The sequence below is a fragment of the Roseovarius tolerans genome, from assembly GCF_028885395.1.
GTDB classification, from domain to species: domain Bacteria; phylum Pseudomonadota; class Alphaproteobacteria; order Rhodobacterales; family Rhodobacteraceae; genus Roseovarius; species Roseovarius tolerans.
Genome location: NZ_CP118494.1, coordinates 1167319 through 1193949, shown reverse-complemented (window position 1 = coordinate 1193949; position 26631 = coordinate 1167319). Strand labels below are relative to the sequence as shown.

Annotated in this window: 26 protein-coding genes; 9 read left to right on the top strand and 17 right to left on the bottom strand. The window is 64.8% G+C overall.

Features of this window, described 5'->3' with window-relative positions:
* Positions 1-408 precede the first annotated feature (408 nt).
* Both PVU19_RS05850 and PVU19_RS05845 read right to left on the bottom strand, forming a co-directional pair.
* Positions 409-1212: a hypothetical protein gene (locus PVU19_RS05850; RefSeq protein ID WP_050661060.1), complete on the bottom strand. Its 804-nt coding sequence runs from the start codon at positions 1210-1212 to the stop codon at positions 409-411.
* A 160-nt stretch (positions 1213-1372) separates the two neighbouring features.
* On the bottom strand, positions 1373-2266 hold the full coding sequence (locus tag PVU19_RS05845; RefSeq protein WP_050661059.1) for a hypothetical protein: 894 nt from the start codon (positions 2264-2266) through the stop codon (positions 1373-1375).
* Between the two features lie 252 nt (positions 2267-2518).
* Between PVU19_RS05845 and PVU19_RS05840 the strand changes: the two genes are divergently transcribed.
* Complete coding sequence (locus PVU19_RS05840; protein WP_050661157.1) at positions 2519-3565, top strand: DMT family transporter; 1047 nt, start codon at positions 2519-2521, stop codon at positions 3563-3565.
* 46 nt (positions 3566-3611) lie between these two features.
* Here the strand turns inward: PVU19_RS05840 and PVU19_RS05835 are convergent, their stop codons facing one another.
* The 10 genes from PVU19_RS05835 to glpD all read right to left on the bottom strand — a co-directional run bounded on the left by PVU19_RS05835 (position 3612) and on the right by glpD (position 14931).
* Positions 3612-4733 (bottom strand): glycosyltransferase, encoded by a 1122-nt coding sequence (locus PVU19_RS05835; RefSeq protein ID WP_050661058.1) that lies wholly within the window; start codon positions 4731-4733, stop codon positions 3612-3614.
* Positions 4734-4812: 79 nt separating this feature from the next.
* A complete protein-coding gene (gene glpK / locus PVU19_RS05830; RefSeq protein WP_050661057.1) occupies positions 4813-6300 on the bottom strand; it encodes a glycerol kinase GlpK in 1488 nt (495 codons plus the stop codon).
* Positions 6301-6515: 215 nt separating this feature from the next.
* A complete protein-coding gene (locus PVU19_RS05825) occupies positions 6516-8234 on the bottom strand; it encodes an ABC transporter substrate-binding protein (RefSeq protein WP_050661056.1) in 1719 nt (572 codons plus the stop codon).
* Positions 8235-8278: 44 nt separating this feature from the next.
* The gene (locus PVU19_RS05820) at positions 8279-8551 is read right to left on the bottom strand and encodes a DUF2160 domain-containing protein (protein WP_050661055.1); all 273 of its coding nucleotides are present in this window, start codon (positions 8549-8551) and stop codon (positions 8279-8281) included.
* Positions 8552-8714: 163 nt separating this feature from the next.
* Entirely contained in the window at positions 8715-9011 is a 297-nt protein-coding gene (locus tag PVU19_RS05815) for a GIY-YIG nuclease family protein (RefSeq protein WP_050661054.1), read from the bottom strand.
* Positions 9012-9176: 165 nt separating this feature from the next.
* On the bottom strand, positions 9177-10007 hold the full coding sequence (locus tag PVU19_RS05810) for a carbohydrate ABC transporter permease (RefSeq protein WP_050661052.1): 831 nt from the start codon (positions 10005-10007) through the stop codon (positions 9177-9179).
* A 112-nt stretch (positions 10008-10119) separates the two neighbouring features.
* Positions 10120-10995 carry a carbohydrate ABC transporter permease gene (locus PVU19_RS05805; RefSeq protein WP_050661051.1) on the bottom strand — a complete coding sequence of 292 codons (876 nt, stop codon included), beginning with the start codon at positions 10993-10995 and terminating at the stop codon, positions 10120-10122.
* Between the two features lie 121 nt (positions 10996-11116).
* Positions 11117-12211 (bottom strand): ABC transporter ATP-binding protein, encoded by a 1095-nt coding sequence (locus tag PVU19_RS05800; RefSeq protein WP_050661156.1) that lies wholly within the window; start codon positions 12209-12211, stop codon positions 11117-11119.
* A 10-nt stretch (positions 12212-12221) separates the two neighbouring features.
* The gene (locus PVU19_RS05795) at positions 12222-13307 is read right to left on the bottom strand and encodes an ABC transporter ATP-binding protein (RefSeq protein WP_050661050.1); all 1086 of its coding nucleotides are present in this window, start codon (positions 13305-13307) and stop codon (positions 12222-12224) included.
* Between the two features lie 16 nt (positions 13308-13323).
* Entirely contained in the window at positions 13324-14931 is a 1608-nt protein-coding gene (gene glpD / locus PVU19_RS05790; RefSeq protein WP_050661155.1) for a glycerol-3-phosphate dehydrogenase, read from the bottom strand.
* Between the two features lie 290 nt (positions 14932-15221).
* On the opposite strand from glpD, the gene PVU19_RS05785 reads away from it, so the two are divergent.
* Positions 15222-15992, top strand: a complete 771-nt coding sequence (locus tag PVU19_RS05785; RefSeq protein WP_050661049.1) for a DeoR/GlpR family DNA-binding transcription regulator — start codon at positions 15222-15224, stop codon at positions 15990-15992.
* Between the two features lie 75 nt (positions 15993-16067).
* On the opposite strand, the gene PVU19_RS05780 is transcribed toward PVU19_RS05785, so the two are convergent.
* From PVU19_RS05780 to PVU19_RS05765, 4 genes are read right to left on the bottom strand one after another with little or no spacing between them, the layout of a single operon-like run.
* Positions 16068-18176 (bottom strand): molybdopterin-binding protein, encoded by a 2109-nt coding sequence (locus PVU19_RS05780; protein WP_200901831.1) that lies wholly within the window; start codon positions 18174-18176, stop codon positions 16068-16070.
* The gene (gene mobB, locus PVU19_RS05775; RefSeq protein ID WP_050661047.1) at positions 18173-18664 is read right to left on the bottom strand and encodes a molybdopterin-guanine dinucleotide biosynthesis protein B; all 492 of its coding nucleotides are present in this window, start codon (positions 18662-18664) and stop codon (positions 18173-18175) included. Before mobB ends, PVU19_RS05780 begins: the two co-directional genes overlap by 4 nt.
* The gene (gene mobA / locus PVU19_RS05770) at positions 18661-19293 is read right to left on the bottom strand and encodes a molybdenum cofactor guanylyltransferase MobA (RefSeq protein ID WP_050661046.1); all 633 of its coding nucleotides are present in this window, start codon (positions 19291-19293) and stop codon (positions 18661-18663) included. The genes mobB and mobA overlap by 4 nt, the downstream gene beginning before the upstream one ends.
* Entirely contained in the window at positions 19290-20180 is an 891-nt protein-coding gene (locus tag PVU19_RS05765; RefSeq protein ID WP_050661045.1) for a formate dehydrogenase accessory sulfurtransferase FdhD, read from the bottom strand. Before PVU19_RS05765 ends, mobA begins: the two co-directional genes overlap by 4 nt.
* Before the next feature lie 56 nt (positions 20181-20236).
* On the opposite strand from PVU19_RS05765, the gene PVU19_RS05760 reads away from it, so the two are divergent.
* On the top strand, positions 20237-20956 hold the full coding sequence (locus PVU19_RS05760) for an AzlC family ABC transporter permease (protein ID WP_050661154.1): 720 nt from the start codon (positions 20237-20239) through the stop codon (positions 20954-20956).
* Positions 20953-21282 carry an AzlD domain-containing protein gene (locus PVU19_RS05755; RefSeq protein WP_050661044.1) on the top strand — a complete coding sequence of 110 codons (330 nt, stop codon included), beginning with the start codon at positions 20953-20955 and terminating at the stop codon, positions 21280-21282. Before PVU19_RS05760 ends, PVU19_RS05755 begins: the two co-directional genes overlap by 4 nt.
* A gap of 63 nt (positions 21283-21345) precedes the next feature.
* Here PVU19_RS05755 and PVU19_RS05750 read toward each other — a convergent pair whose 3' ends face one another.
* Complete coding sequence (locus PVU19_RS05750; protein WP_050661043.1) at positions 21346-22293, bottom strand: L-threonylcarbamoyladenylate synthase; 948 nt, start codon at positions 22291-22293, stop codon at positions 21346-21348.
* Between the two features lie 136 nt (positions 22294-22429).
* Between PVU19_RS05750 and PVU19_RS05745 the strand changes: the two genes are divergently transcribed.
* The 5 genes from PVU19_RS05745 to PVU19_RS05725 all read left to right on the top strand — a co-directional run bounded on the left by PVU19_RS05745 (position 22430) and on the right by PVU19_RS05725 (position 26532).
* Positions 22430-24148, top strand: coding sequence for an acyl-CoA dehydrogenase (locus PVU19_RS05745; protein WP_050661153.1), 1719 nt, complete (start codon positions 22430-22432; stop codon positions 24146-24148).
* The gene (locus PVU19_RS05740) at positions 24148-25191 is read left to right on the top strand and encodes an MBL fold metallo-hydrolase (RefSeq protein ID WP_050661042.1); all 1044 of its coding nucleotides are present in this window, start codon (positions 24148-24150) and stop codon (positions 25189-25191) included. The genes PVU19_RS05745 and PVU19_RS05740 overlap by 1 nt, the downstream gene beginning before the upstream one ends.
* A 16-nt stretch (positions 25192-25207) precedes the next feature.
* On the top strand, positions 25208-25660 hold the full coding sequence (locus PVU19_RS05735; protein ID WP_050661041.1) for a DUF6173 family protein: 453 nt from the start codon (positions 25208-25210) through the stop codon (positions 25658-25660).
* 90 nt (positions 25661-25750) lie between these two features.
* Entirely contained in the window at positions 25751-25885 is a 135-nt protein-coding gene (locus PVU19_RS05730) for an aa3-type cytochrome c oxidase subunit IV (RefSeq protein ID WP_082237302.1), read from the top strand.
* A gap of 35 nt (positions 25886-25920) precedes the next feature.
* Positions 25921-26532 carry a hypothetical protein gene (locus tag PVU19_RS05725; RefSeq protein WP_050661040.1) on the top strand — a complete coding sequence of 204 codons (612 nt, stop codon included), beginning with the start codon at positions 25921-25923 and terminating at the stop codon, positions 26530-26532.
* Positions 26533-26631 lie beyond the last annotated feature (99 nt).

The following is a 26631-nucleotide window of genomic DNA, read 5'->3' as shown; positions in this document are numbered from 1 at the left end:
AGAACAGGCCGGAAGAATGAGTAATGTGTGGCCCGCACGGATCAGTGACCCGCTGATTTTTGTCTAATTGGTAAGAGCAATAGCCCCCTGTTTTCGTGCTTGCGCACGTAGCGTCTGATTTTTCTTCGTCCCAGTCGCAGTACTGTTTAACAAAACCCTCAAAGAAAACCCTGCATCTGGTGGGCGGATTACAGCATATAACTCCTTATATAACAACGATAACATTATCGTGATCGGGTCGTAATAGTGCTTGGCCCTCTTCCTTACCTAGAACCGGCTGACGTAAGGCCTTGAAAAATAGTATGCTTACCCGATTGGATAGGTATCGAGAACAATCCAATTTTTTTTCGATACAACGGCTTAGCGCATGATTGTTGCACGTCAAGAGCCGCGACCGCGCGCCGCATTCTATCCACGCCCGGTGATCCGGACCGTAATCGTCCGTCTTTGCCCCGCCCGGAGAATCTCGACCGCGAATTCATCCGCCTCGGCGAGAATCGCGCGCGCGTTCTCAAGGGTCTCGGGATCGGACACCGAATAGCCGTTGACCCGCAGCACGACATCCCCGCGTTGCAGCCCGATCAGGTCATAAAGCTGCCCCTCGCGCACCCACAGGATTTCCGGCACCAGATCACCGCGTCCACCGTTGGGCGCAATCATCCGGATACTGCCCGCCCGTCCCAGAACCCGACGCATGTCGCGCCCGGCAAAGGTGCTTGCGGGCAGTTCGGTCTCGGTTTCCACCGAGCCGTTTTCGACGAGGCGGTTGAACATCTCCTCGCGGGTTTCTTCAAAGGCGATGAGCACGGGCGCGCCGTCGCGTTCCAGACGCACGCCCTCGCCCTCGATTTCCAGCACCGTTTCGCCACCGATCAGCCGGTCCCCCTTGCGCACGATCTGATCACCGTCCGAGGCCGACAGGATCGCCCAGCCCGCCGCGCCATCCGCCACCAGCCCGATCAGGCGATAGCTCTCGATCTTCTTGGCCGGAGTTTGCGCCTTTGGCGGGTCCGGAACGTAGGGATCGAAGACCGCAGGCCAGTCCTCGGGTATCGGATCGCTTGCCGCGTTCTCCACCGCCGCGAGGGCCGCACCGATCTGCACCGGCGCCGAGGGTGCCACGCGCTGACCGACGAGGGTAAGCGCCAGCTGACCCCCGCCATAGCCCAGCCCCATAGCCGCGATCAGCAGCAAGACACCCTGACCGCGCATCAGCTCAGCCCCGCATCTCGGGGCGCGGGCCGGACCGGCCCGGCAGTCGCACGGGAAAACGGATCGGGCATGTGTTCAGCTGTCTCATCTGACGGGTCATTCAAATCAACGTGGATCAACGCCCAGAGCATAGACCAGAGCGGCGGGGCACGGCAACTCTCTAGAACGCGTCCGGCAAAGGTGCCACGCTCAGCGGCAGGCGCCATGTGGCGGGATCGGTGCGCTCCCCCTCGGGCCGCGCGAGCAGAACCTGCGCGTGGAAATGCCCAGTGGTCTCGGTCCCGTCTGTTTGGTGCCCTGCGGCCTGCGCGTTCGCGATTGCGCGCGCCTGCTCCTCGGAGCTCTCGAAGCGGCGATGCACGAAGGGCGGCAGGGGCAGAACCTCCTGCACCATGCCATGCGCGCGCAGCACCTCTGCCGCCGCCGCGCGCTCATTGCCGCGAATGGGCGAGGTCATCAGCCACGGCTTGACCGGCCCACAGGCCGCCAGCATGCGATCGAGCGCGCGCGGCATGAGCTGCGCGACCGAGCCGCATTCGACGATCAGGTCCGCGTGCGACAACTCAAGCGCGAGCGCGTCTGACGGATGATTGGTCTCCAGATCCTCGGCAAAGGCCGCCTCGAACAGCCCGACCTGCGCGCCATAGGCCACCGCATTGGGCATCACGTCGAGCCCGGCAAAGCGAATCGTCCCGTCGCGTCTGCGCCGCTCCGCGAGCCAGTTACGATCCCAATCCATCACCTGCTGCGGCGTTGCGGCCTCGAACTGCGGCGCGCGGTAGCGGCGCAGCACCTCCTCCAGCGTCACGTCATGGCCCATGAGCAGACTGACAATCCCGTAACTGCTTGCGAAATCGAACACCCTCGGCGCATCTATCCCGCGCAGTCGCATCACCTCATCCAGCCCCGCGCGGAACGCCGCCACCGCATGATGCTGATTGCGATAGCCCAGCGCATCCATCATCCGGAAATAGGCGCGGCAATCGGGCTGATCGTAGGTTTCATCGAAAATCGTGACGAAATCGGTGGTCGGCGTCTCTTTGGGCGGGTTCATCGGCGTGGCATCTCTCTGGCTCCGGCGCGGGCGGCACCGGGGCCAACCTTGCCCCGCAACGGGCATTTTACAAGAGCAATCACGCTGGCCCTCACGCGGGCGCACGCAACCGTGAGACGAGAGCGCGCGCCGGTAACAATATTACGCGCCGCTTTCCGCAACGTGAACCGGCGTGTGGCCACATGGCTTGCGCAAATCACTGATTGGGCGCACGCTGACCGCAGCCAAACCATTTTCATCAGGATGGCAGCGATGAGCCAGAGTTCCGCCCAGACCATGCCCGACAACTCCCGCGTTCTGATGGGGGCGGGCCTCGCGTGGCTGGCGGTGTTCATCTTCGCCGCCGGCAATTCCATCGTGTCGCTGCTCGCCGAGATCGGCATGCGGAACCAGGTGATGGGGCGCAATGTCATCACCTATTGCAACCTGCTCTTCGTCGGCTCGCTGATGTCGCTGGTGCCGATGAGCTTCATGTTCTGGCGCGAATGGACGATGGAGAACCTGCGCAGGCTGACGCGCAAGCACTGGATGATCCTGACGCTTTCGGCATTCTTGTCCTCAGCGCTGACGCCGGGGCTGTTCTTTTATGCGCTGGAAAAGACCACCGTGACCAATGTCGTCCTGATGGGCCGGATCGAGCCGCCGCTCTTTCTGCTCGCGACATGGCTGTTCCTGCGCGAGGAGTTCGAGCCCTGGGCCTTCGTTGCCGGTCTGGTGGCGCTTTGCGGTGCGGTCCTGATGCTGTGGCTCAACGGCGGCGGCGCGTTCGAGCTGGGCAAGGGCGAGATCGGCGCACTGCTGGCAACGCTTTCGTATATCGCCTCGACGCTGGTGGCGCGCACCGGGCTGCGCGGCATCCCCCTGGGGATCTACGCGATCTACCGCACCGTGGTGGGCACCATCTTTTACTTCTTCCTCGCGATCTACCTGTTCGGCCCGGACCATTTCCAGGACGTGTTTCACCCGCTGGTTTGGGAATATGTCTGGATCTACGCGCTTATCGTGGTGATCGGCGGACAGTTCGCCTGGGCGCTCGGGCTGAAATACGCGCGTTCGGGCGATGTGTCGCTGGCCACCTCGTTCTCGCCGCTGGCCGCGATCCTCATCGCCATGGTGCTCCTGGGTGAGGACCCCGGGCCCGGCCTCATTCCCGGCGGCGCGATCATCCTGCTGGCCATCGGGCTGGGGCAATACGGGCGTCTGCGCTCGCGCCGCACGCGGGAGGATTGTTCAACGGTGGCCCCCGCCCGCACTCGTGCGATGGAGCATGAGGGCGAGGTGAACTTCAAGGGCGCGTGAGACACGCAGGACAATGTCATCCTCGGGCTTGACCCGAGGATGACGGCTACTGCGCCACGTCACCCTCGACGCGGAACACCTCGCGCGGGGCAACCTGCGCCGACCCGTCCAGCCGTTCCAATGCCGCGCGCTTGATCTCTGCCCCTTCGGCAATGTCGACGGAGATATCGCCAAGGCGCTCCCCCTCGCCCGGCATCCGCCACAGCGCCACCGGCAAGGCCGTGGCATGGCGCGCCGCGCATGACCGGGCCACCGTAAGGGCCGCCCCTTCCCCGCCAATCACCGTCAACCGCGCCGCATGCGCGGAGGGTGCAACGCCGGGCAGATCGTCCAGCGTCACGATCCGCGCCGTGGGATAAGGCGCAACCGCCTCCGACAGAATGTCCAGTCCCGGCCCCTCGCCCAAGGCAAACGTCACCCGCGCCCCGGCCATCAGCTTGCGCGCCGCGTGGCCTAGGGCCGTACGAAGGACCGTCTCGGGCCGCTCGGCCACCACGACCACCTCGCCCAGCAGATCAAGCGGTTGACGCGACAGGAAGAACGCCATGATCTGCTCGGCCATGCCGTTGTAATGGCTCACATCGCGCGCATCATGGACGATCCGCCCGATATCGACCTCGGCCACCTCGGCGCCCGACGCATGCACTCGCAGCATCACGTCGAGATCCACGGCATAATCGCCGACCAATTCGCCATGCGCGATGCGCGACTTGTCAAAGAGGTAGATGCCGGTATTGGGCGCGCGCAGGTGACCCAGCCCCGGAAAGATCTGCGCCAGCGCCGGGCGCACCAGCAGGCGGGTCATCGGCATGTTGTCCTTGGGGTCGTTCCACGCGCCCTTGATCAGCCCCACGCCGGGCGCGCGCGCGCGGATCATGTTGGAAAAGAGCGCGGTGTCGAACTTGTCGAGATCGGCATCGACCTTCATCACCCAGTCATGTCGCGCCGCCCCGATGCCGGTGCGCACCGCGTGGCCCATGCCGGGGCGCGTCTCGGTCACCACCTGCGCGCCCGCGCCAGCCGCCTCGGCGGCAGTGGCATCGGTCGAGGCATTGTCGATCACCACGACCTCGGCGATCCCGGCCATGTCGCGCAACACCCGGACCACGCGCGCGATGGTCTGCGCCTCGTTGCGGGCGGGCACGATGACGGAAATCGGGTCTGGCATGGGCACTCCTGCGCGCGGTGTCGCATGACTTTAGGCGCAGCGTCAGGGCTGCACAACGGGGTGCCGGATCACGCCTGTGTCAAAAGGCCAGCGTCGCCTCGACCGCGCGTTTCCAGGCATCGGTTTTGGTCTTGCGCTCCGCCGCCTCCATCTTTGGGAGGAATTGCCGCTCCAGCGCCCATGTCTCGGCAAATTCGGCCTGCCCGGGATAAAGCCCGATCTGCATACCCGCCAGCCATGCCGCCCCGAGCGCCGTTGTCTCCAGCACCTCGGGCCGGTCCACCGGCGCGTCGATGATATCCGACAGGAACTGCATCGCCCAATCGCTGGCACTCATTCCTCCGTCTACTCGCAGAACCGCATCCGCGCCATGCCCGGCCCAGTCGTCGCGCATCGCCTGCAACAGGTCACGGGTCTGAAAGCCCACGCTTTCAAGCGCCGCGCGCGCAAACTCCTCGGGCCGGGAATTGCGCGTGAGGCCAAAGATCGCCCCACGGCACTCGGGCTGCCAATAGGGCGCGCCGAGGCCGGTGAAGGCGGGCACGAGGATGACGTTCTGATTGGGATCGGCCTTTTCCGCCAGGGGCTGCGTCTCGCTTGCATGGCGGATCATCTTGAGCCCGTCGCGCAGCCATTGCACCACCGCGCCCGCCACGAAGATCGAGCCTTCCAGCGCATAGGTCGGCTGGCCGTCCAACTGATAGGCGATCGTCGTCAGCAGGCGGTTTTTCGACACCACCGGCGTCGTCCCGGTATTTAAGAGCGCGAAACACCCCGTGCCATAGGTCGATTTCAGCATGCCCGGCTGAAAACAGGCCTGCCCCACGGTCGCGGCCTGCTGATCGCCCGCGACGCCGCGAATGGGGATTTCGCGACCAAAGAGATCGGCGCGCGCATGGCCGTAGTCATCGGCGCTGTCGCGCACCTCCGGCAGCATCTGCATGGGGATGCCGAGGAGGTCGCAGATCGTCTCGCTCCACCGGCCCTTGCGGATATCGTAAAGCAGCGTGCGCGCGGCATTGGTGGCGTCGGTGGCATGGACGCGGCCGCCGGTCAGCTTCCAGATGAGGAATGAATCCACCGTGCCAAACAGCAGATCCCCCGCCGCCGCCTTCTCGCGCGCGCCTTCAACGTTCTCCAGTATCCAGCGCAGTTTCGTGCCCGAGAAATATGGATCGAGCAACAGCCCTGTGCGCTCGGTCACCATCGGCTCGTGGCCGGCCTCGCGCAGCTGCCCGCAATAGTCAGCGGTGCGCCGATCCTGCCAGACAATGGCGCGGTGAACGGCCTGCCCGGTATGGCGGTCCCAGACCACCGTGGTCTCGCGCTGATTGGTGATGCCTATGGCGGCGACATCGGCGATATTCAGCCCCGCCTTTTCGATCACGGCGCGGCAGGTGCCCGCCGTGGTCGACCACAGGTCCGTCGCCTCATGCTCGACCCAGCCCGATTGCGGGAAATGCTGGTCGAATTCTTCCTGAGCCACGGCCCTGATCCGCATCTCCGCATCGAACAGGATCGCGCGGCTCGACGTGGTGCCCTGGTCGATGGCGAGGATATGGGTCATGGGCGGGCTCCCGTATTAGTGCCTGTCATCCTCGGGCTTGACCCGAGGGTCTCTCTGTCACACGTCATCCTCGGGCGTGACCCGAGGATCTCCCCGTCCCCGTCATCCTCGGGCTTGACCCGAGGATCTCCCGGCCAGCAGATCATCCGGTCAAGCCGGATGATGACGTATCAATGGGCCACCGGGGCGCGCCGAACGCGCCCCGATGCGTGTCGTTACTGCCAGGACTTGATCAGCTCATCGTAGGCGATGGTGACCGGCTCTTCGTCCTCGTTCTCCAGCGCCGCCTTGGGGGCACCGGGCTGGCTCAGCCAATATTCGGGGTCACGCTCTTCGTTGAGCTTGGGCCCGATATCGCCCTGAATGCCCGCACGTTCCAGACGCTGGAGCACCCGCTCCTGATCCTCGCACAGACCGTCGAGCGCCTCTTTCGGGGTCTTGGCCCCCGACATGGCGTCGCCGATATTCTGCCACCACAGCTGCGCCAGCTTGGGGTAGTCCGGCACGTTGGTGCCCGTGGGCGACCACTGCACGCGGGCAGGCGAGCGGTAGAACTCGACCAGACCGCCCAGCTTGTCGGCGCGCTCGGTAAAGCTGTCGTGCTGGATCGTCGACTCGCGGATGAAGGTCAGGCCGGTATGGGCCTTCTTCACGTCCACCGTCTTGGAGGTGACGAACTGCGCATAGAGCCAGGCTGCCTTGGCGCGGTCCACGGGCGTGGATTTCATCAGGGTCCAGCTGCCTGCATCCTGATAGCCCACCTTCATGCCGTCCTCCCAGTAGACACCGTGCGGGCTGGGGGCCATGCGCCACTTGGGCGTGCCGTCCTCGTTCATCACCGGCAGGTCGGGCTTGACCGAGGCTGCGGTGAACGCCGTGTACCAGAACATCTGCTGCGCGACATTGCCCTGCGCGGGGATCGGGCCCGCCTCGGAGAAGGTCATGCCAGCCGCCGCCGGGGGCGAATACTTCTCAAGCCATTCGATCGCCTTGGTCACGGCATAGACGGCCGCCGGGCTGTTCGTCGCCCCGCCCCGCGCCACGCAGGACCCGACAGGCTGCGAGTTCTCGTTGACGCGAATGCCCCATTCGTCGACCGGCAGACCGTTGGGCTCGCCCACGTCTCCCATCCCGGCCATCGACATCCACGCGTCGGTGTAGCGCCAGCCGAGCGACGGATCCTTCTTGCCATAATCCATGTTGCCAAAGACCTCGGTCTCGACACCCATATGGCTCAGGTCGCGCCCGGTGAAGAACTCGGCGATATCCTCATAGGCCGACCAGTTGACCGGTACGCCCAGATCATAGCCATAGGCCTCCTTGAAATCCGCCTGGTTCTTTTCGTCGTTGAACCAGTCATAACGGAACCAGTAGAGGTTCGCGAATTGCTGGGTCGGCAACTGGTAGACCTTGCCATCGGGGCCGGTGGTGAACGACAGGCCGATGAAGTCGTCGATATCGAGCGTCGGGCTGGTCACATCCGCGCCCTCGCCCGCCATCCAGTCGGTCAGGTTGCGCACCTGCTGATAGCGCCAATGGGTGCCGATGAGGTCACTGTCGTTGACATAGCCGTCATAGATGTTCTCACCCGACTGCATCTGCGTCTGCAGCTTTTCGACCACGTCCCCTTCGCCGATCAGGTCATGGGTGACCTCGATGCCGGTGATCGCGGTAAAGGCCGGGGCCAGCACCTTGGATTCGTAGCTATGGGTGTCGATGGTTTCCGACACCACCTTGATCTCCATGCCCGCAAACGGCTGCGCCGCGTCGATGAACCATTGCATCTCGGCTTCCTGCTCGGCGCGGGAAAGCGACGAGAGATCACCGATCTCCTCGTCGAGGAAGGCCGTCGCGGCCTCCATATCCGCGAAGGCGGGCCCGGCCATCAGGCCCAGCGTCACCAGCGCGGTGGTTGTTTTCATTCGCAAGTTCATTGATTTTCCTCCCTATCAGAACTCTTGAAGTGGATGATGCCTGTCTAGACCCAGCGGAACACCGCCGCAGCATAGATCAGGCAGACGATCAGCGCATAGGGTTGGTTCGCGCCGACAAGTCCGAGCCAGGCCAGATTGATAAAGGCCGAGCCCAGAAGCGTGATGAAGAGACGATCGCCGCGCGTCGTCTCGATCCTGAGTATCCCCACACGCGGGGTCTCGGGGAATTTGAGGGCGAGCACCGTGAAGGTGATCAGCAGCCCCGCGATCGTCAGGAAAAAGATCGCCGTGGGCCAGGTCCATGCCATCCATGCCATCAGTCTGGCCTCCCTCTTGTGCAAACCGTCATCGTCCGGCTTGACCGGACGATCTCTTTGACCAGAGATCCTCGGGTCAGGCCCGAGGATGACGTGTATCCCGGGCGCGTGTCATCCTCGGACTTGATCCGAGGATCTCTTGAAAGATCGTGCGTCGCAACAGTCACGCCCCGCAGATATCCTGCCACAGGTCCCGCCAGCCGGGATTGTCCCGCTCGACCAGCGAGATTTTCCAATCGCGTGTCCAGCGTTTCAGCGCCTTTTCGCGCCGGATCGCCTCGCAAAACTCGAAATGCGTCTCGAACCAGATGAGGCGGGTGAGATTGTAACGGTCGGTAAAGCCCGGCAAGGCGTGGGTCCGGTGCTGCCAGACCCGATGCGTAAGGTCCCCGGTCATGCCGATGTAAAGCGACCCGCGCGGTTTGTTGGTGACGATATAGACGGCGGGTTGTCGCATCATGGCTTGGGTCGCACTGGGCTTGGCCAGAGATCCTCGGGTCAGGCCCGAGGATGACGCGGGCAAAGGGGCCACCGTCATCGTCCGGCTCGACCGGACGATCTCTACGGCCAGGGATCCTCGGGTCAGACCCGAGGATGACATGGGAATGGTTAACAAACCGTTCCATCACACCCTCCCCAACGCGAAACCCTTCGCGATGTAGTTCCGCACGAAATAGATCACCAAGGCCCCCGGCACGATGGTCAGCACCCCCGCCGCCGCGAGCACGCCCCAGTCCAAACCGCTCGCCGACACCGTCCGCGTCATCGTCGCGGCAATCGGCTTGGCGTCGACGCTGGTCAGCGTGCGGCTGAGCAGCAGTTCCACCCATGAGAACATGAAGCAGAAGAACGCCGCCACGCCCACGCCGCTTGCGATCAGCGGCATGAAGATCTTCACGAAGAAGCGCGGGAAGGAATAGCCGTCGATATAGGCGGTTTCGTCAATCTCCTTGGGCACGCCGCGCATGAAGCCTTCGAGGATCCACACCGCCAGCGGCACGTTGAAGAGCGTATGCGCCAGCGCCACCGCGATATGCGTGTCGAATAGACCCACCGAGGAATACAGCTGAAAGAACGGCAGCGCGAAGACGGCGGGCGGGGCCATGCGATTGGTCAGCAGCCAGAAGAACAGATGCTTGTCGCCGAGGAAATTGTACCGGCTGAACGCATAGGCCGCAGGCAGCGCCACCGCCACCGACAGGAGCGTGTTCATCGTCACGTAGATGATCGAATTGACATAACCCATGTACCAGCTCGAATCCGTCAGGATCGTCACGTAGTTCTGGAATGTCAGGTTCTGCGGCCAAAGCGAGAACGTGCCGAGGATCTCGTCATTGGTCTTGAGACTCATGTTGATGAGCCAGTAGATCGGCAGCATCAGGAACAAGAGATACAGCAGCATCACCCAGTTGATCCGGGGCAGGCTGCGGGCGCGCGTTGTGGTTGCAGTGCTCATCGGCTCAAGCCCTCCCGCGCCCTGTCATCCTCTGGCTTGACCAGAGGATCTCTTGCCCCGCAGATCCTCGGGTCGAGCCCGAGGATGACGACTGCCTTGGCGAGACCAGACATCACTTGCCCTCCCGTTTGTCGAGGTTGACCATGACGGTGTAGAACACCCATGAAATCAGAAGGATCACGAGGAAATACATGATCGAGAAGGCTGCCGCCGGGCCAAGATCGAACTGCCCCAGCGCCATCTTCACCAGATCAATCGACAGGAAGGTCGTCGCATTGCCGGGGCCCCCGCCAGTGACCACGAACGGCTCTGTATAGATCATGAAACTGTCCATGAAGCGCAACAGGATGGCGATCATCAGCACGCCCATCATCTTGGGCAACTCAATATAGCGAAACACCGCCCAGCGGCTCGCCTGATCGATCTTGGCGGCCTGATAATAGGCGTCGGGGATGGATTGCAGCCCGGCATAGGCCAGCAGGGCCACCAGCGAGGTCCAATGCCAGACATCCATCACGATCAGCGTCACCCAGGCATCGAGCGCATCCTGCGTATAGTTGTAATCAACCCCGATCGCGTCCAGCGTATAGCCCAGAAGCCCGATATCGACGCGGCCAAAGATCTGCCAGATCGTGCCCACCACGTTCCACGGGATGAGCAGCGGCAGAGACATCAGCACCAGGCACAGCGACGCCCACGCACCCCGCTTGGGCATGTTGAGCGCGACGAAGACGCCAAGTGGGATCTCTATGGCGAGGATGGTCGCGGAAAAGATCGCCTGCCGCCGCAGGGCGTTCCACATCCGGTCATCCTCAAGCAGTTCGCGGAACCACATCAGCTTGTCATCGAGCGGGTAAAACTCTCCGGCGAAGGCATCCTGAATGGAATAGTTCACCACCGTCATCAGCGGAATGACGGCAGAGAACGCCACCAGAATGAGGACCGGCAGCACAAGAAACCACGCTTTTTGATTGACCGTCTTGTCCATCACGCGGCCTCTCTTTTTTGGCTTTGACTAAAGTATCCGTCATCCTCGGGCTCGACCCGAGGATCTCCCGGCCAGCAGATCATCCGGTCAAGCCGGATGATGACGGTTGCGCGCGTGCCCGTCATGCCGCCACCCCCTTGCGCGACAATGGGGCCACGCGCCAGTCGTCGGAATAGACATTCACCGCCGCCGGATCGAACACCACGCGGCTCAGGTCGGCGGGCACCTCCGCGCCTTCGGGGGCGATGGCATTGACCGCCTGCCCTTCAAAATCGCAGCGGATGATCTTGTGGCGGCCCACATCCTCGACCCGCTTGAGGCGCACGGCAAGGCCGCCCGCACCCTCGGCCATCGTCACGAATTCCGGCCTCACCCCGATCTGCACACGGCCCTCGGGCCGTCCGTAGTCGGCGCCGAGCGGAATTTCCGTGCCGCCCACGATTGCCGTCGCGCCTTCCACCCGCGCATCGAGCAGGTTCATCCCCGGTGACCCGATGAAATACCCCACAAAGGTATGCTCGGGTCGCTCGAACAGTTCTTCGGGCGTGCCCACCTGCACCACCCGCCCGTCATGCATCACCACCACCTTGTCGGCGAAGGTCAACGCCTCGGTCTGATCGTGGGTGACATAGATCATCGTATGGCCGAACTCGTGATGCAGCGCCTTCAATTGCGTCCGCAACTCCCATTTCATATGCGGGTCGATCACCGTCAGCGGCTCGTCGAACAACAGCGCGTTGACATCCTCGCGCACCATGCCGCGGCCAAGGCTGATCTTCTGCTTGGCATCTGCCGTCAGCCCGCGCGCCTTGCGGCCCAGAACATCCTCCATCCCGATCATTTTCGCGATGGCCTGCACCCGCTCGGCCACATAGGCCGGTTTGGCCCCGCGATTGCGCAGTGGAAAGGCCAGGTTGTCGCGCACGCTCATGGTGTCGTAGACCACCGGAAACTGGAACACCTGCGCGATATTGCGCTCTGCGGTGACCTGCCCCGTCACGTCCTGATCGTTGAACAGGATGCGCCCCCGCGAGGGGTGCAACAGCCCGGAAATGATGTTCAGGAGAGTGGACTTGCCACAGCCCGACGCGCCCAAAAGCGCATAGGCCTCGCCATCGCCCCAGACGTGGTTCAGTTCCTTGAGCGCATAATCGTCCTCGCCGCCGGGATTGGGCAGGTAGCTATGCGCCAGATTGTCGAGCGTGATCTTTGCCATTCTCTCCCCCTCAGGCGGCTTGCGCATAGGGCGCCGGGGCCACCAGCGCGCCATGGGTTTCGAACACATAGACATGCGCGGGATCGAGATAGACCCGCAAATCGCTGCCCGGCTCAAGGTTGCGCACACCGTGGATCAACCCGACCCAGCGTTCACCATGATGATCGAGATGCACGAAGGTTTCCGACCCGGTGATCTCGGTCACGCTCAGCGTGGTATCGAACGCCATCACCTCGCCATGTGCCTCCAGCTCCAGATGATTGGGCCGGAACCCGGCGATATAGTCGCCATCCGCCAGATCAGCCATGCCGCCGATGGCAGCGGCACTCTGCCCGTCGCCGAAACTGATCCGCGCGCCGGATTTGGTCACCGGCAGGAAATTCATCGGCGGGTCGCTGAAGACACGCGCGGTGGTGGCGTCCTGCGGCTGACGATAGACCAGCGGCGTGGGACCGAACTGCGTGACGCGCCCCTCCCACAGCGTGGCGGTGTTGCCGCCCAGAAGCAGCGCCTCTTCCGGCTCGGTCGTGGCATAGACAAAGATGCTGCCCGCCTCCTCGAAGATCTTCGGGATCTCGGCGCGCAACTCCTCGCGCAGCTTGTAATCGAGATTGGCCAGCGGCTCATCCAGCAGCACCAGACCGGCATCTTTCACGAGCGCCCGCGCCAGTGCGCAGCGCTGCTGCTGCCCGCCCGACAGTTCCAGCGGCTTGCGGTCGAGCATTGGCGACAATTGCATCAGATCAGCGGTCTTGCGCACCGCCGCGTCGATCTCGGCCCTGGACTTGCCCATCAGCTTCATCGGTGACGCAATGTTGTCATAAACGGTCATCGACGGGTAATTGATGAACTGCTGATAGACCATCGCCACCTTGCGATCCTGCACGCGCATGCCGGTCACGTCCTGCCCCTGCCACAGGATCCGGCCCGTGGTGGGCGCATCAAGCCCCGCCATCAGCCGCATGATCGAGGTCTTGCCCGAGAGCGTCGGCCCAAGCAGCACGTTCATCGTGCCCGCCTCGAGCGTCAGATCGGTCGGGTGAATATGCACCCGCCCGTTGACCCGTTTCGACACCCCCTCCAATGTCAGCGTCATTGCCTCTTGTCCCCGCTCATCCCTTGGCGGCACGCGGAGCGGCATCGGTCGCGCCCTGCTCGTGCCGCATCCACTCATCCAGCGCCGCAATCTGCTCCGGGCGCATCTTCAGCCCCAGCCGCGTGCGCCGCCAGACCACATCCGCCGCCTCGCGCGCATATTCCCGGCGCATCTGCCAGCGCACCTCGGCCCCGGTCAGCGTCGCGCCAAAATCGGGGCCAAGATCCGCCGCCGATTGCGCATCGCCCAAAATCTCCCACGCCTCGGTGCCATAGGCGCGCACCAGCCGCCGCGCCCAGTCCGGGCCGAGGAACGGATAGGCCGCCTGCAAATCCTTCACCAGCCGGTCGAACCCGTCAACGGCGAAATCCCCGCCGGGCAGGGCCACACCCGCCGTCCAGTCCTGTCCAGCCTTGGGGAAAAACGGCGTGATCTTGGCCAGCGCCGCCTCGGCCAGCTTGCGATAGGTGGTGATCTTGCCGCCGAACACGTTGAGCAGCGGCGCGCCTTGCCCCTCGCTCAATGACAGCACGTAATCGCGTGTCGCCGCCGTCGCCGATTTCGCCCCGTCATCATAGAGCGGCCGCACGCCCGAATAGCTCCAGACAATGTCGTCGCGCGTCACCGGGCGCTCGAAATACTGGCTGGCGAAATTGCACAGATACTCGGCCTCGTCCGGTGTGCATTCGGGGGGTGCATTCGCGTCCGTATGCTCGGCATCGGTGGTGCCGATCAGCGTGAACTCCCCCTCGTAGGGAATCGCAAAGATGATCCGCCCGTCGCCGCCCTGAAAGAAATAGCACTTGTCGTGATCATAGAGCTTGCGGGTCACGATATGGCTGCCGCGCACCAGCCGCACGCCTTCCGAGGAGTTGAGCCGCAGCGTATTGGAAATCACGTCCTTGACCCAGGGACCGCCCGCATTGACCAGCGCGCGCGCCTGCACCACGTCCGTCGCACCGCTCTCCTGGTCCTCCAGCGCCACCGTCCACAGATCACCCTTGCGCTCGGCGCTGCGCACCTTGGTGCGCACCCGAATGCGCGCACCCCGCGCCTCGGCATCGCGGGCGTTGAGCACGACAAGGCGGCTATCCTCGATCCAGCAATCGGAATACTCGAACGCCTGCGCAAACTTGTCCTTGAGCGGCGTGCCCTCGGGCGCGTTCGTGAGATCTAGTGTCTTGGTCGCGGGCAGGATCTTGCGCCCGCCCAAATGGTCATAAAGAAACAGCCCCAGCCGAATGAGCCACGCCGGTCGCCGCCCCTTCATCCAGGGCATCACGAGGCTCAGGATGCGCGAGGTCGGCGTTTCCGCCTCGAACCGCATGTCGCGGTGATAGGGCAGCACGAAACGCATCGGCCAGCTGATATGCGGCATCGCGCGCAGCAGCGTCTCACGCTCAATCAGCGCCTCGCGCACCAGCCGGATCTCGAAATATTCCAGATAACGCAGCCCGCCGTGAAACAGCTTGGTCGAGGCCGAAGAGGTTGCCGAGGCCAGATCGTTCATCTCGGCCAGCTCGACCGACAGACCGCGCCCCGCCGCATCGCGCGCGATGCCACAGCCGTTTATGCCGCCGCCAATGACGAACAGATCAACGATGTTGTCCTCGCGGCTTTCCACGCGCCCCTCCTCCAAAGGTGTGAGCGGAAACGAACCATTTTTCGCGGCGTATCGTCAAGAAATAATGTTCGTTTATTTTCTTTTTAATTCGCATCCGCTGATTTCATTAGGAAAATCCTCAGAGATCCCACATTCTGACCGGCCGAAGCGCGCGTCATTGTATCTGACGCAACGTCAAACGCGCAGACAACCGTCCGATTCGGGCACATATGCTGCAATGCGGCGGAGGCGGTGCTTGCAAGCGGCATCAAAACGAACATAATCGAACCGAACCACGATCAAGGCCCGCCATGTCGCAAACCTTCCGCCAGCCCGATATTCTCGAGATTGCCCGCGCCGAAGGCAAGGTCATGGTCGAGGACCTCGCCGAACGCTTCGCCGTCACCGTTCAGACCATCCGTCGCGACCTCACCGAACTGGCCAATGCCGGCAAGCTGGAGCGTGTGCACGGCGGCGCGATCCTGCCCTCAGGCGTCAGCAACATCCTCTACGAGGAACGCCGCCGCCTGAATGAGCCCGCCAAACAGGCCATCGCCCGCGCCTGCGCCTCTGCTATCCCGGATGACGCGTCGCTCTTTCTCGATATCGGCACCACGACCGAGGCGGTGGCGCGCGAATTGATGGATCACCGCAACCTGATGGTGGTCACCAACAACATGAACGTGGCGCAGATCCTGCTCGCCAATACCGATTGCGAGATCGTCGTCGCCGGTGGTGCGCTGCGGCGCTCTGACAATGGCCTTGTCGGCAACCTGACCGCGCGCACCATCGAGAATTTCAAGTTCGACTACGCGATTCTGGGCTGTTCGGCGATGGATGAAGACGGCGACATGCTCGATTTCGACATTCAGGAAGTGGTCGTCGGCCAGACCCTTCTCAATCGCTCGCGCGAGGTGTTTCTGGTCGCCGATCACTCCAAGTTCCAGCGCAGCGCGCCGGTGCGCATCGGCTCGCTGCGCGATGTCGACCAGATGTTCACAGACGCCACCCTGCCCGCCCGCCTGACCGAGAATTGCGTCGCGTGGGGCACGCAGGTGCATGTCGCGACGCCGAACCCCTGATCCCGGCTTCATCTTGCCAAAAATATTCCGGGGGAGTCGCGCTTTCGCGCGACGGGGGCAGCGCCCCCAACCCGGTCAGCCCCCCAGAAAACTGCCGAACGGGATATAGCGCACCGGATCGCCGGGCCGGATTTCCGCAGGCCCATCGGGCAGTTCCACCAACCCCTCGGCCCAACTCAGCCCGCTGATCCGGCCTGAGCCTTCGGATTTGAACACCTCGGCGCGACCATCCCGGATACGCGCGCGCAGGTATTCCCGCCGCCCCGGCTTCTTGCGCTTCTCGAAGCCCGCAGGCACGTCGAACCCCTGCGGCACATGCCAGCCTGCGCCCGACAACACCGCCATCGCAGGACGCGCAAAGATCAGCGTGCACACGAGGGCCGCCACCGGATTGCCCGGCAGACCAAAGACCGGCACACCGCCCCACATTCCCAATGCCAGAGGCCGCCCCGGCTTGAGCGCGATCCGCCATTCTGCCATCGCCCCCGCCTCGTTCAACAGTGCCGAGACGTGATCCTCATCCCCCGAGGACGCCCCGCCCGAGGTCAGGATCACATCCGCCTCCTTCGCCCCCCGGTCAAGCGCGTCGCGCAGGGCAGCGCGATCATCGGACACCCGCCCAAGATCGACCAGATCATAGCCCATCTGCTGCACCAACGCGCCGAGCATGGGCCGATTTGCATCGTAAATCTGCCCCGCGCGCGCCTGCGTTCCGGGCTCGATCAACTCATCCCCGGTCGAGATCACCGCCACGCGCAAACGCGCGAAGACCGGCAGATCGTCCAGCCCCACGGCCGCGCAAAGCGCCAGATCGGCAGGCGTCAGCACCCGCCCTGGCTCCAGCACGGTCGCGCCGGCCTCCACATCCTCACCCGCGCGCCTTGTATTGGCCCCGGACCTCACGCCTGCGCGAAACGCGATGCGCCCCTCGCCGACGGTCACATCCTCCTGCAGGATCACGGTATCCACGCCATCGGGCAGCGCCGCGCCGGTCAGCACCCGCACCGCATGCCCCGGCGGCACCGAACCGGGATACGGCACCCCCGCCGCCGCGCGCCCCTCGACCAGCGACAAGACCTGATCGCCCTTGGTCAATGACGCATAGGCAAACCCATACCCGTCCACCGCCGTGTTGGCCTCTGGCGGGTTCGCCCGCCGCGCCGTCACCGGCGCGGCCAGCACCCGTCCGGCGGCGTCACCAAGCGGCAGCACCTCCTGTCCAACCACCGCGCGCAGCCGCTCGCGCAGCAGCGCCAGCGCCTCCTCTACCGGCGTCCAGTCCACGCCCGCAGGCAGCGCGAAACAATCGTCGCGCAGCGGCGGCGGCGTCAGCGTGTCGTCGCAGGTCGCCATCAATTCCTCTTCATGCCCGAGGCCCAGGATCCAGCCTTCCTCGGGCGCATCCACCGCCAGCATCTCGGCCAGCCGGTCATCCGGCAATCGCGCCAGCGCACGCGCCAGCAGCCGCACCTGATGCGCATCGCGAATGCCGCCCTCGGCCTCGGCGCGTTTCACGGCGGCATTGATCAAGCCCGGCCAGATTTCGACCACCGCCACAGGCTTGTCCAGCACCTCGAACGGCCACACCGCCACCTGCCCGTAGAACATTCGCCGCAACCGGTTGAGCACCGGCAACCCGGTCAACACCTGCCCGCCGACCGCCCCGGCGCCGCCCATCTGCCAACAGGTAAAGGTGCCCGGCGCCTGTGCATCCGCCACGCGCCGCTCAGCCATGCCATGCCCCGCCCGCGTATCCTTGCGCGGCAGATCGGCGATCTCGCGCTGCAGCCCGTTGAACCAGAACGGCCCCACCCCGGGGAACCGCCCGTTGATCTCGCCCGCCACGTCAAAACGGTTATTGCCGTCCGGCGCGTCCTCGATCACCGTTTCCAGCCAGTCCCAGACCGCGAAAGGCGTGTCGGCGCCAGTCAGGGCCTCCGCAAAACCGGCCGGAAATCCGAACGGAAAATCCACCCCGATCAGCAGCCTGCGCCCCGCCGCGCCCTCTTCCTCGATCAGGCGTGCGAGCGCCGCCTCGGCCTCTGTCCGGTTGCGCAGGTAGCGCGGGGCCTCGTCCACCCCGTCGCGCGTGACCCCCAGCCAGATCGCATCCCGGCAGGGGGTTGGCCCGGTATCGTTGCCGCCCGACCAATCCAGCATCGCGAATGTATTAAATCCCGTCAAAGCCCCACCTCTGCCAATATGAAATCCGCGATCACGCCCGTGTCGTTCAGATCGAAAACCGGCCGGTCCAGATCGAGCGGCGCATCGCTTGCCACCGCGCGGATCGTCGGATCATCGGGGGCAATGAGCGCATTGCCCGTCTCGGAGCGGAATGCCTCGATCTTGGGGTGGCGGTCGCGCTTGTAGCCCTCGACCAGCACCAGATCGACCGGGCTCAGCTTTTGCAACAGCACCTCCAGCGTCGGCTCTGCCGCCTCGCGCAACTCGTGCATCAGGGCAAAGCGGTTGCGCGAGGCCAGCAGCACCTCGCGCGCCCCCGCCACCCTGTGGCGATGGCTGTCCTTGCCCGGATGATCCACGTCGAACGTGTGATGCGCGTGCTTGACCGTCGAGACGCTGTAGCCGCGCCCGGTGATCTCCGCCACCAGCCGCTCCATCAGCCCGGTCTTGCCCGCATTCTTCCAGCCGGTCACGCCGTATAATCTCATGCCGCCGCCCTCCGTTGTGCCTCGGCCAGATCCTCGGGCGTGTTGACGTTGAAAAACGCATCCGCCTCGTCAAAAAGCGCCTCACGCCCGCCATGTTTATCCGTCCAGAGCACGACCTTGCGCAGCCCGTCCTCCAGCGCGGCGCGCAGATCGTCGCGCAGCGCCACCGGCCAGAGGCCGAAGGTCGGATGCCGAACCTGCCCGCCACGGCTCATGGACTTGGTCTCTTCATCGCCGCGCGGCGTGGCGGCAAGGACCAGCGGATGCGCCATGCCCGCCGCTGCGCCTTGCAACGTCGCCACCAGATCACGCGGGAAGAACGGCGTGTCGGCGGCCACCGTCACGATCGCCTCGGCCCCCTCGCCCGCCGCCCAGTCGAGCCCGGCGAGAACGCCCGCCAGCGGCCCAGGATAATCGGCAATCGGGTCGGGCAGCACCGGCAGGCCGAACCCCGCGAACCGGTCCGGGGCGCCATTGGCATTGAGCGCCACCGCCCCCACCTGCGGGCCCAGCCTTGCCAGCACATGGTCGAGGATCACGCCATCGCCCAGCGCCAACAGCCCCTTGTCGCCGCCGCCCATCCGCGTCGCCTGCCCCCCGGCAAGGATCACCCCGAGCGGCGCACTCATGCCTCGCCCCCCTTGCGGCGATGCTTGGGGCTTTCCTCATCGACGCTCGCGGGGTCCGCGTCGCGCAGCACCCGCTCTTCGCCCGCGAGACAGACGAACCGCTTGCCCCGCATCCGGCCAATCAGCGTCAGCCCGACCTGCCGCGCGATCTCCACCCCCCAGGCGGTAAAGCCCGAGCGCGAGGCCAGCACCGGGATGCCCATCATCGCGGTCTTGATCACCATCTCCGAGGTCAGCCGCCCGGTGGTGTAGAGCGTCTTGTCGCCCGCGCTCACCCCCTCACTCAGCATCCAGCCCGCGATCTTGTCCACGGCATTGTGCCGGCCCACATCCTCCATGTAGACCAGCGGGCGCGCGCCCTGACACAGCACCGTGCCATGGATCGCCCCGGCCTCAAGATACAGCGACGGGGTGCGGTTGATCTTCGAGGCGAGCGCATAGAGATCCGAGGTCTTCACCTCCACCTCAGGCAGGCGCACACCCTCCAACCCCTCCATCATGTCGCCAAAGACCGTGCCCACGGCACAGCCGCTCGTCCGCGTCTTCTTCTTCAGCTTTTCCTCATAGGTGGTCTGCCCGTCGGTGCGCACCACGACCGTCTCGAGGTCCTCGTCGTAATCGACCCCGCACACCACCTCGCCCGTCGCCAGCATCCCCTGATTGCGCAGGAACCCAAGCGCCAGATATTCGGGATAATCCCCGATGGTCATCGCCGTCACGATTTCCTGCCCGTTTAGAAAGATCGTCAGCGGGCGTTCCTCTACCACCGAGATGCGAGACGGATTGCCCTCGTGGTCCACCCCCTCCACCACCCGCGTCAGGCGCGGCGCGGCAGGGTCCGGCGCGATCACATAGCCGGATAGGTCATCGCTCTGGGCCAATTGCATCTCCTCCTTGCATTGGATAGGCGGTGTCGGGACAGGCGGTCATTCAGGGGCGGACGGTGCCAACTCAAACCACCAAATCGATCTATTGGCAAGGCGTGCGCGACGGCGCACCCTTCATCCTCGTGATCGTGCCGTTCTCGCTGCTGTTCGGCGTGGTCGCCACAGAGGCCGGGCTCAACATACTGGAAACCATGAGCTTTTCCGTGCTGGTCATCGCAGGCGCCGCACAGTTCACCGCGCTTCAACTGCTGGGCGACGGCGCGCCCACCCTGATCGCGCTCATCTCGGCGCTCGCGGTCAACCTGCGCATGGCGATGTATTCGGCCTCGCTGACCCCGTGGATCGGCGAGGCCACGCTCGGCCAACGCGCGATTGCCGCCTATTTCACGGTGGATCAGAGCTATGCCTGCGCCATCACCGCCTTCGAGCAAAACCCGGGCTGGAGCATCGCGCAGCGTCTGGCCTATTTCTTCGGGGTGGTCACGCCGATCTGTCCGCTCTGGTATCTCTTCACATTTGTCGGCGCACTTGTGGGCACCTCGATCCCGCAGGGTCTGGCGCTCGATTTCGCGCTGCCGATCACGTTTCTGGCGATGATCGGCCCGATGCTGCGCACCCCGGCCCATGTGCTGGCGGCGCTGGTCTCGGTCGTCACCGCACTGTGCTTTGCCTTTCTGCCCTACAATCTCGGCCTGCTGGTCGCAGGCGTCGCGGGCATGATGACCGGCGCACAGGCCGAACTCTGGCTGGAGCGCCGCAAGGCGGCCCGCCAATGAATATCGAAACCGCAGACCTCTGGTTCGTGATCATCGGGCTTGGCCTCGGCAGCTTCGGGCTGCGCTTCGTCTTCACCGGGCTTGTCGGCAACCGTCCCTTGCCGCCCTGGCTGCTGCGCCACCTGCGCTACACGGCCGTGGCGGTCCTGCCCGGTCTTGTCGCGCCCCTCGTGGTCTGGCCCGCCGCCACCGGCGGCAGCCTTGATGCCCCGCGCATGGCCGCCGCCCTCGTCACCCTCGCTGTGGGCTATTTCCTGCGCAACGTGATCGTCGCCATCGTCCTCGGCGGGGTCACGCTCTATGGCGGTCTGGCCCTGCTCGGCTGACGGCTTCATCTTGCCATAAATATTCCGGGGGAGTCGCGCCCGGCGCGACGGGGGCAGCGCCCCCTACTCTTTCGGGGCCGCCGCGCGCCGCAGCCGGTCGTTGATCGCCCGCCCCAGCCCGGTCTCGGGGATGGGCGAGACGGCGATGCCCTCGGCGCCCATCCCGTCAAGCGCGTGCAGGTGATGAAAGAGATTGGCCGCAGCCTCGGTCAGATCGCCCGCCCGCGACAGGTTGAGATCGGCCTCGACCGGACCAAAGCCCAGCATCATCTCGCCCGGGCGCGGTGCCTCGGCCTCCAGCCGCACCTTTGCCCCCGGCGCGTAATGCGAGCGCATCTGCCCCGGCGCGCTCAGCGCCGCGCCTTCGGCGCGCCGGCCAATGGGCTGGCCAAGTGCTGCCTCCAACGCCTCGACCGGCACGCCGCCGGGGCGCAACAACACCGGCTCGTTCGCCAGCCCAAGGATGGTCGATTCCAGCCCCACCGGACAGGCCCCACCATCGACCACCGCCTCGATCCGTCCGGCAAGGCCCGCCATCACATGCGCCGCCTCGGTGGGGCTGATCCGGCCCGACGGGTTGGCCGAGGGGGCCGCCACCGGCCCGCCGAACGCCTGCAACAGCGCGCGCGCCACCGGATGCGCGGGCACCCTCACCGCCAGCGTCGGCAAATCGGCGGTGACCAGCGGCGACAGCCCTGCCCCCTCCCGCAATGGCAGAACCAGCGTCAGGGGCCCCGGCCAGAACGCGCTCGCCACGATCTCGGCCATGTCCGACCATTCGACAAAATCCCGCGCACGCGCCGCACTCTCCACATGCACGATCAACGGGTTGAAACGCGGCCGCCCCTTGGCCTCGAAAATCCGCGCCACCGCCAGATCGTCGCGCGCATCCGCGCCTAGCCCGTAAACCGTCTCGGTCGGAAAGGCCACGAGGCCACCGGTGCGCCAAATCTCCGCAGCGCGGTCAAATCCCGCAGCTTCGGCTTGCAATAGTTTGGTTGCATTTGGCATATACGTCCCCTGACCTGACGCCGCGTTTTGGTTGTCGTCCCGGCACCTTCGGCTACTCTAAGCCCTGCGCCGGGTTGATTACAGCCGTTCAGAACGGATGCCAAGACGCGCCAGAAACAGCAAAGGATGGATGGACATGCCCTATCGCGCGCCGGTCTCGGAGTATCAGTTCCTCTTCGATCACGTCATAGGCCTTCATCAGGTGACCGCGACCGAGCGTTTCGCCGAGGCTACCCCCGACATGACCGCCGCCATCCTCACCGAGGCGGGGCGCATGTGCGAGGAGGTGCTCTATCCCCTGCAGCGCGCCGGTGACCTGCATCCCGCGCGGCTGGAAAACGGCGTGGTGCGTACCCCGCCCGGCTTTGCCGAGGGCTACCGCGCGATTGCGACAGGCGGCTGGGTCTCGATCAGCGCACAGCCCGACCATGGCGGCATGGGCCTGCCGATGACCCTGACCACCGCCGTCAACGAGATGATGTCCTCGGCCTGCCTGTCGCTGCAACTCGCCCCGCTGATGACGCAGGGCCAGATCGAGGCGCTGGAGCATCACGCCAGCGACGAATTGAAGGCGCTCTACCTGCCCAGGCTGGTGAGCGGCGAATGGGCCGGCACGATGAACCTGACCGAGCCGCAGGCGGGCTCGGACGTGGGCGCGCTGCGCACCCGCGCCGAGGACAATGGCGACGGCAGCTATGCGATCACCGGGCAGAAGATCTACATCTCCTGGGGCGACAACGATTTCACCGAAAACGTCTGCCACCTCGTGCTCGCGCGCCTGCCCGACGGCGTGCCCGGCACCAAGGGGATCAGCCTCTTTCTGGTGCCGAAACTCATCCCCGACGAGAACGGCAATCCCGGCGCGCGCAACAGCCTCAATGTCGTGAGCCTTGAGCACAAGATGGGCCTGCATGGCAGCCCCACGGCGGTGATGCAATATGACGGGGCCACTGGCTGGCTGGTGGGCGAGGCGCATCAGGGCATGCGCGCGATGTTCACCATGATGAACAATGCCCGCCTCGGCGTCGGCGGTCAGGGCATCGGCGTGGCCGAAGGCGCGTTTCAGCACGCGCTCGCCTATGCGCAGGACCGCAAGCAGGGGCATACCCCCGACAAGGACAATCCCGACACGATCATCGGCCACGCCAATGTGCGCCGCATGCTGGCCGGCATGAAATCCGAGATCTTCGCCGCCCGCGCCATCGCCCTCGCCTGCGCGCAGGCCATCGACATGGAGACGGCGACGGGGGCCAAACACTGGGCCGCGCGCGCCGCCCTCCTGACGCCCATTGCCAAGGTCGGCGGCACCGAAACCGGCATCAATGTGGCCAATACCGGCGTGCAGCTGCATGGCGGCATGGGCTACATCGAGGAAACCGGGGCCGCGCAATACCTGCGCGATGTCCGCGTCACCGCGATCTATGAGGGCACCAACGGCATTCAGGCGATGGATCTGGTGGGCCGCAAGCTGATGGACGGGGGCGAGGCCGCCTTTGCCCTGATCGACGAGATGCAGGCGGCGGCAGAGGCGGCGCGCGGCGGTCTGCCCGATCTGGCCGAATCCGTCTGGCAGGCGACCGAGAGCCTGCGCGAGGCAACCGACTGGATGCTGGCGCAGGACGACATGACCCAGCGCTTTGCCGGGGCGATCCCTTACTTGCGCGGCTTTGCCCGCATCCTCGGCGCGCATTTCCACCTGATGGCCGCGCAGGCCGAAGGCGGCGATGGCGCGCGCACGCGGCTGGCCCGGTTCTTCATCACCCGCCTCTTGCCCGAGCATGCCGGGCATCTGGCGCATGCCACGGCGGGCGCTGCGGACCTCTACGCGCTCACGCCTTCGGATTTCGCAGCTTGATGGATGGCGGCGCGCATATCCGCCACCCGTGGGCAGAGCCGCCCGCCCAAGGCGAGGCGACCGAGGTCGCGCCGGGCGTGCTGTGGCTGCGCCTGCCGCTGCCGATGGTGCTCGATCACGTCAATGTCTACGCGCTCGACGAGGGCGACAGCTGGACGCTAGTAGACACCGGCATCCACTCCAAGCGCAGCGTCGCGCTGTGGGAGAGTATTCTGGCGGGGCCCCTTCAGGGCAAGCCGGTCAGTCGCGTGATCCTGACCCATCACCACCCCGACCATATCGGCATGGCGGGCTGGTTCATGGAACGCTTCGGCGCCGATCTCTGGGCCTCGCGCACAAGCTGGCTTCTGGCGCGTCTTCTGATCCTCGATGTCGAGGAGCGCCCCACCCCGCAGGCGCTCGCCTTTTCCCGCGCAGGCGGGATGGACCCGGAGATCTACGAACACCGCAGGCACGAGCGCCCCTATAATTTCGCCGATATCTGCGCGCCGATTCCGGTGGGCTATACAAAGATGCAGGAGGGCGACGTGATTCGCGCGGGCGGGCGCGACTGGGATGTGCGGATGGGCGGCGGGCATGCGCCTGAACATGTCACGCTCTGGTCACGCGACGACAATCTGGTCATCGCGGGCGATCAGATCCTGCCCGGCATCAGCCCCAATATCGGCGTCTACCCGACCGAACCGCTGGCCGATCCGCTATCGGACTGGCTGGCGGCCTGTGACCGGCTGGCGGTGCATGCGCGCGACGATCATCTGGTGCTGCCCGGCCACAAGCTGCCCTTCTCCGGCCTGCCCCTGCGCATGGCGCAACTCAGCGGCAATCACCACGCCGCCCTCGACCGGCTACGCGCGTTTCTCAAAGAACCGCACACCGCCGCCGACTGCTTTGCGCTCCTCTTCAAGCGCCGCATCGACCGGGGCACCTACGGGCTCGCGCTGGTCGAGGCCGTTGCGCATCTCAACCATTTGCTGCACGCTGGCGAGGTCACCCGCTGGCGCCGCGATGACGAGGCCTGGCTCTGGCAGATCAAGGACGCGTAGCCGGGAGGAGACCCCGATGGGTAACGAGATCGACACCAGCGCCGAACATGCTGAAGCCGCCGCGATGCCGCGTGCCCACGAGGTGCATTCCGACCCCGACCAGCCCTGTATCGAGACCGCCGCCAAGTCGCTGTCGCAAAAGCCGATGGACGGCAAGAGCGTCGCGCAATGGGCCTATGAACGGCTGATCCTCTATATCCAGAATTTCGAGAAGACCCTGGACGAGGAACACGAGGTCGCGATGGGGTTCGCCGGGGGCGATGCGGGCGTGATCCGGATCGAGGGGATGGGCTATTTCGATCCCGACATCATTACCTTTTACGGGCAGGATCAGATGGGCATGCGCACGCAGCTTGTCCAGCATGTCAGCCAACTCAACGTGATGCTGCGCGCCCTGCCGAAGAAGGCCCCGGCCGAGGCCCCGACGCGCATCGGCTTTCGCCTCGCGCAGGATCTCGAACAGGGCTGAGATATGTGACAGCTTGGGGCGTGACAGGCTGTGGCAAATGCAGTAATGACGAGCCGAAACATGGGTTCAGCGAACAAGGGAACACGCGACATGGCCGAGCACAAGCATGGTGAGATGAATACCGACGTTCAGGAAAAGACATTCGAGGGCTTCATCAAGGCCGTGACATGGTCGGCGGTTGTGATCGTCGGGCTCCTGCTGTTCATTGCGGCGGTCAACGGCTGATCCAGCCGCCCCCGAACGCGCGCGGGAGAGATGTGATGCGGTCATTGGTACTGGCGCTTGGCGCCATGGTGTGTCTTGCGGGCTGTGCGACAGAAACGGTCTGGGCGCCGGATGATGCGGTGGCGCGCGCCGCCTACCGGCATGACGGCCCGCCACGCCTGACTGTCTATACGATGATCAACAACAATTCCGGCGGGGGCGCGCATACCTCGCTGATGATCAACGGCTCGCAGCGGGTGATCTTCGACCCCGCAGGCAGTTTCAAGCACGACACCATCCCGGAGCGCAACGATGTGCTCTTCGGCATCACCCCGCCGGTCGAGGACGTCTATACCCGCTATCACGCGCGCAAGACCTATCATGTGCAGATCCAGCGGCTCGACGTGTCCCCGGAACTGGCCGAACGCGCGATCCAGCTTGTGAAGGCCAATGGCCCGGTGCCCTCGGCGCAATGCTCGCTGGCGACCTCGCGCATCCTCGGAGAGTTGTTCCCCGGCCAGATCCGCTCCTCATGGTTCCCGCGCAAGACCGCCGAGGATTTCGGCAAGATCCCCGGCGTGACCGAGGAAAAGCTCTATGAATACGACGGCGACGACAATTCCAACGTTCTCGCCGCATGGGACCCGGCCCGCGCCAAGGCGCAGTGAGGCAGGCCTCTCACGGCGCAAAAGATTGATCCGGAGCGGCGGACCGGCATTCTGGTGAGAATGGTCTTGAGCGAAACTCTAGTGTCAACTCGATGAGCC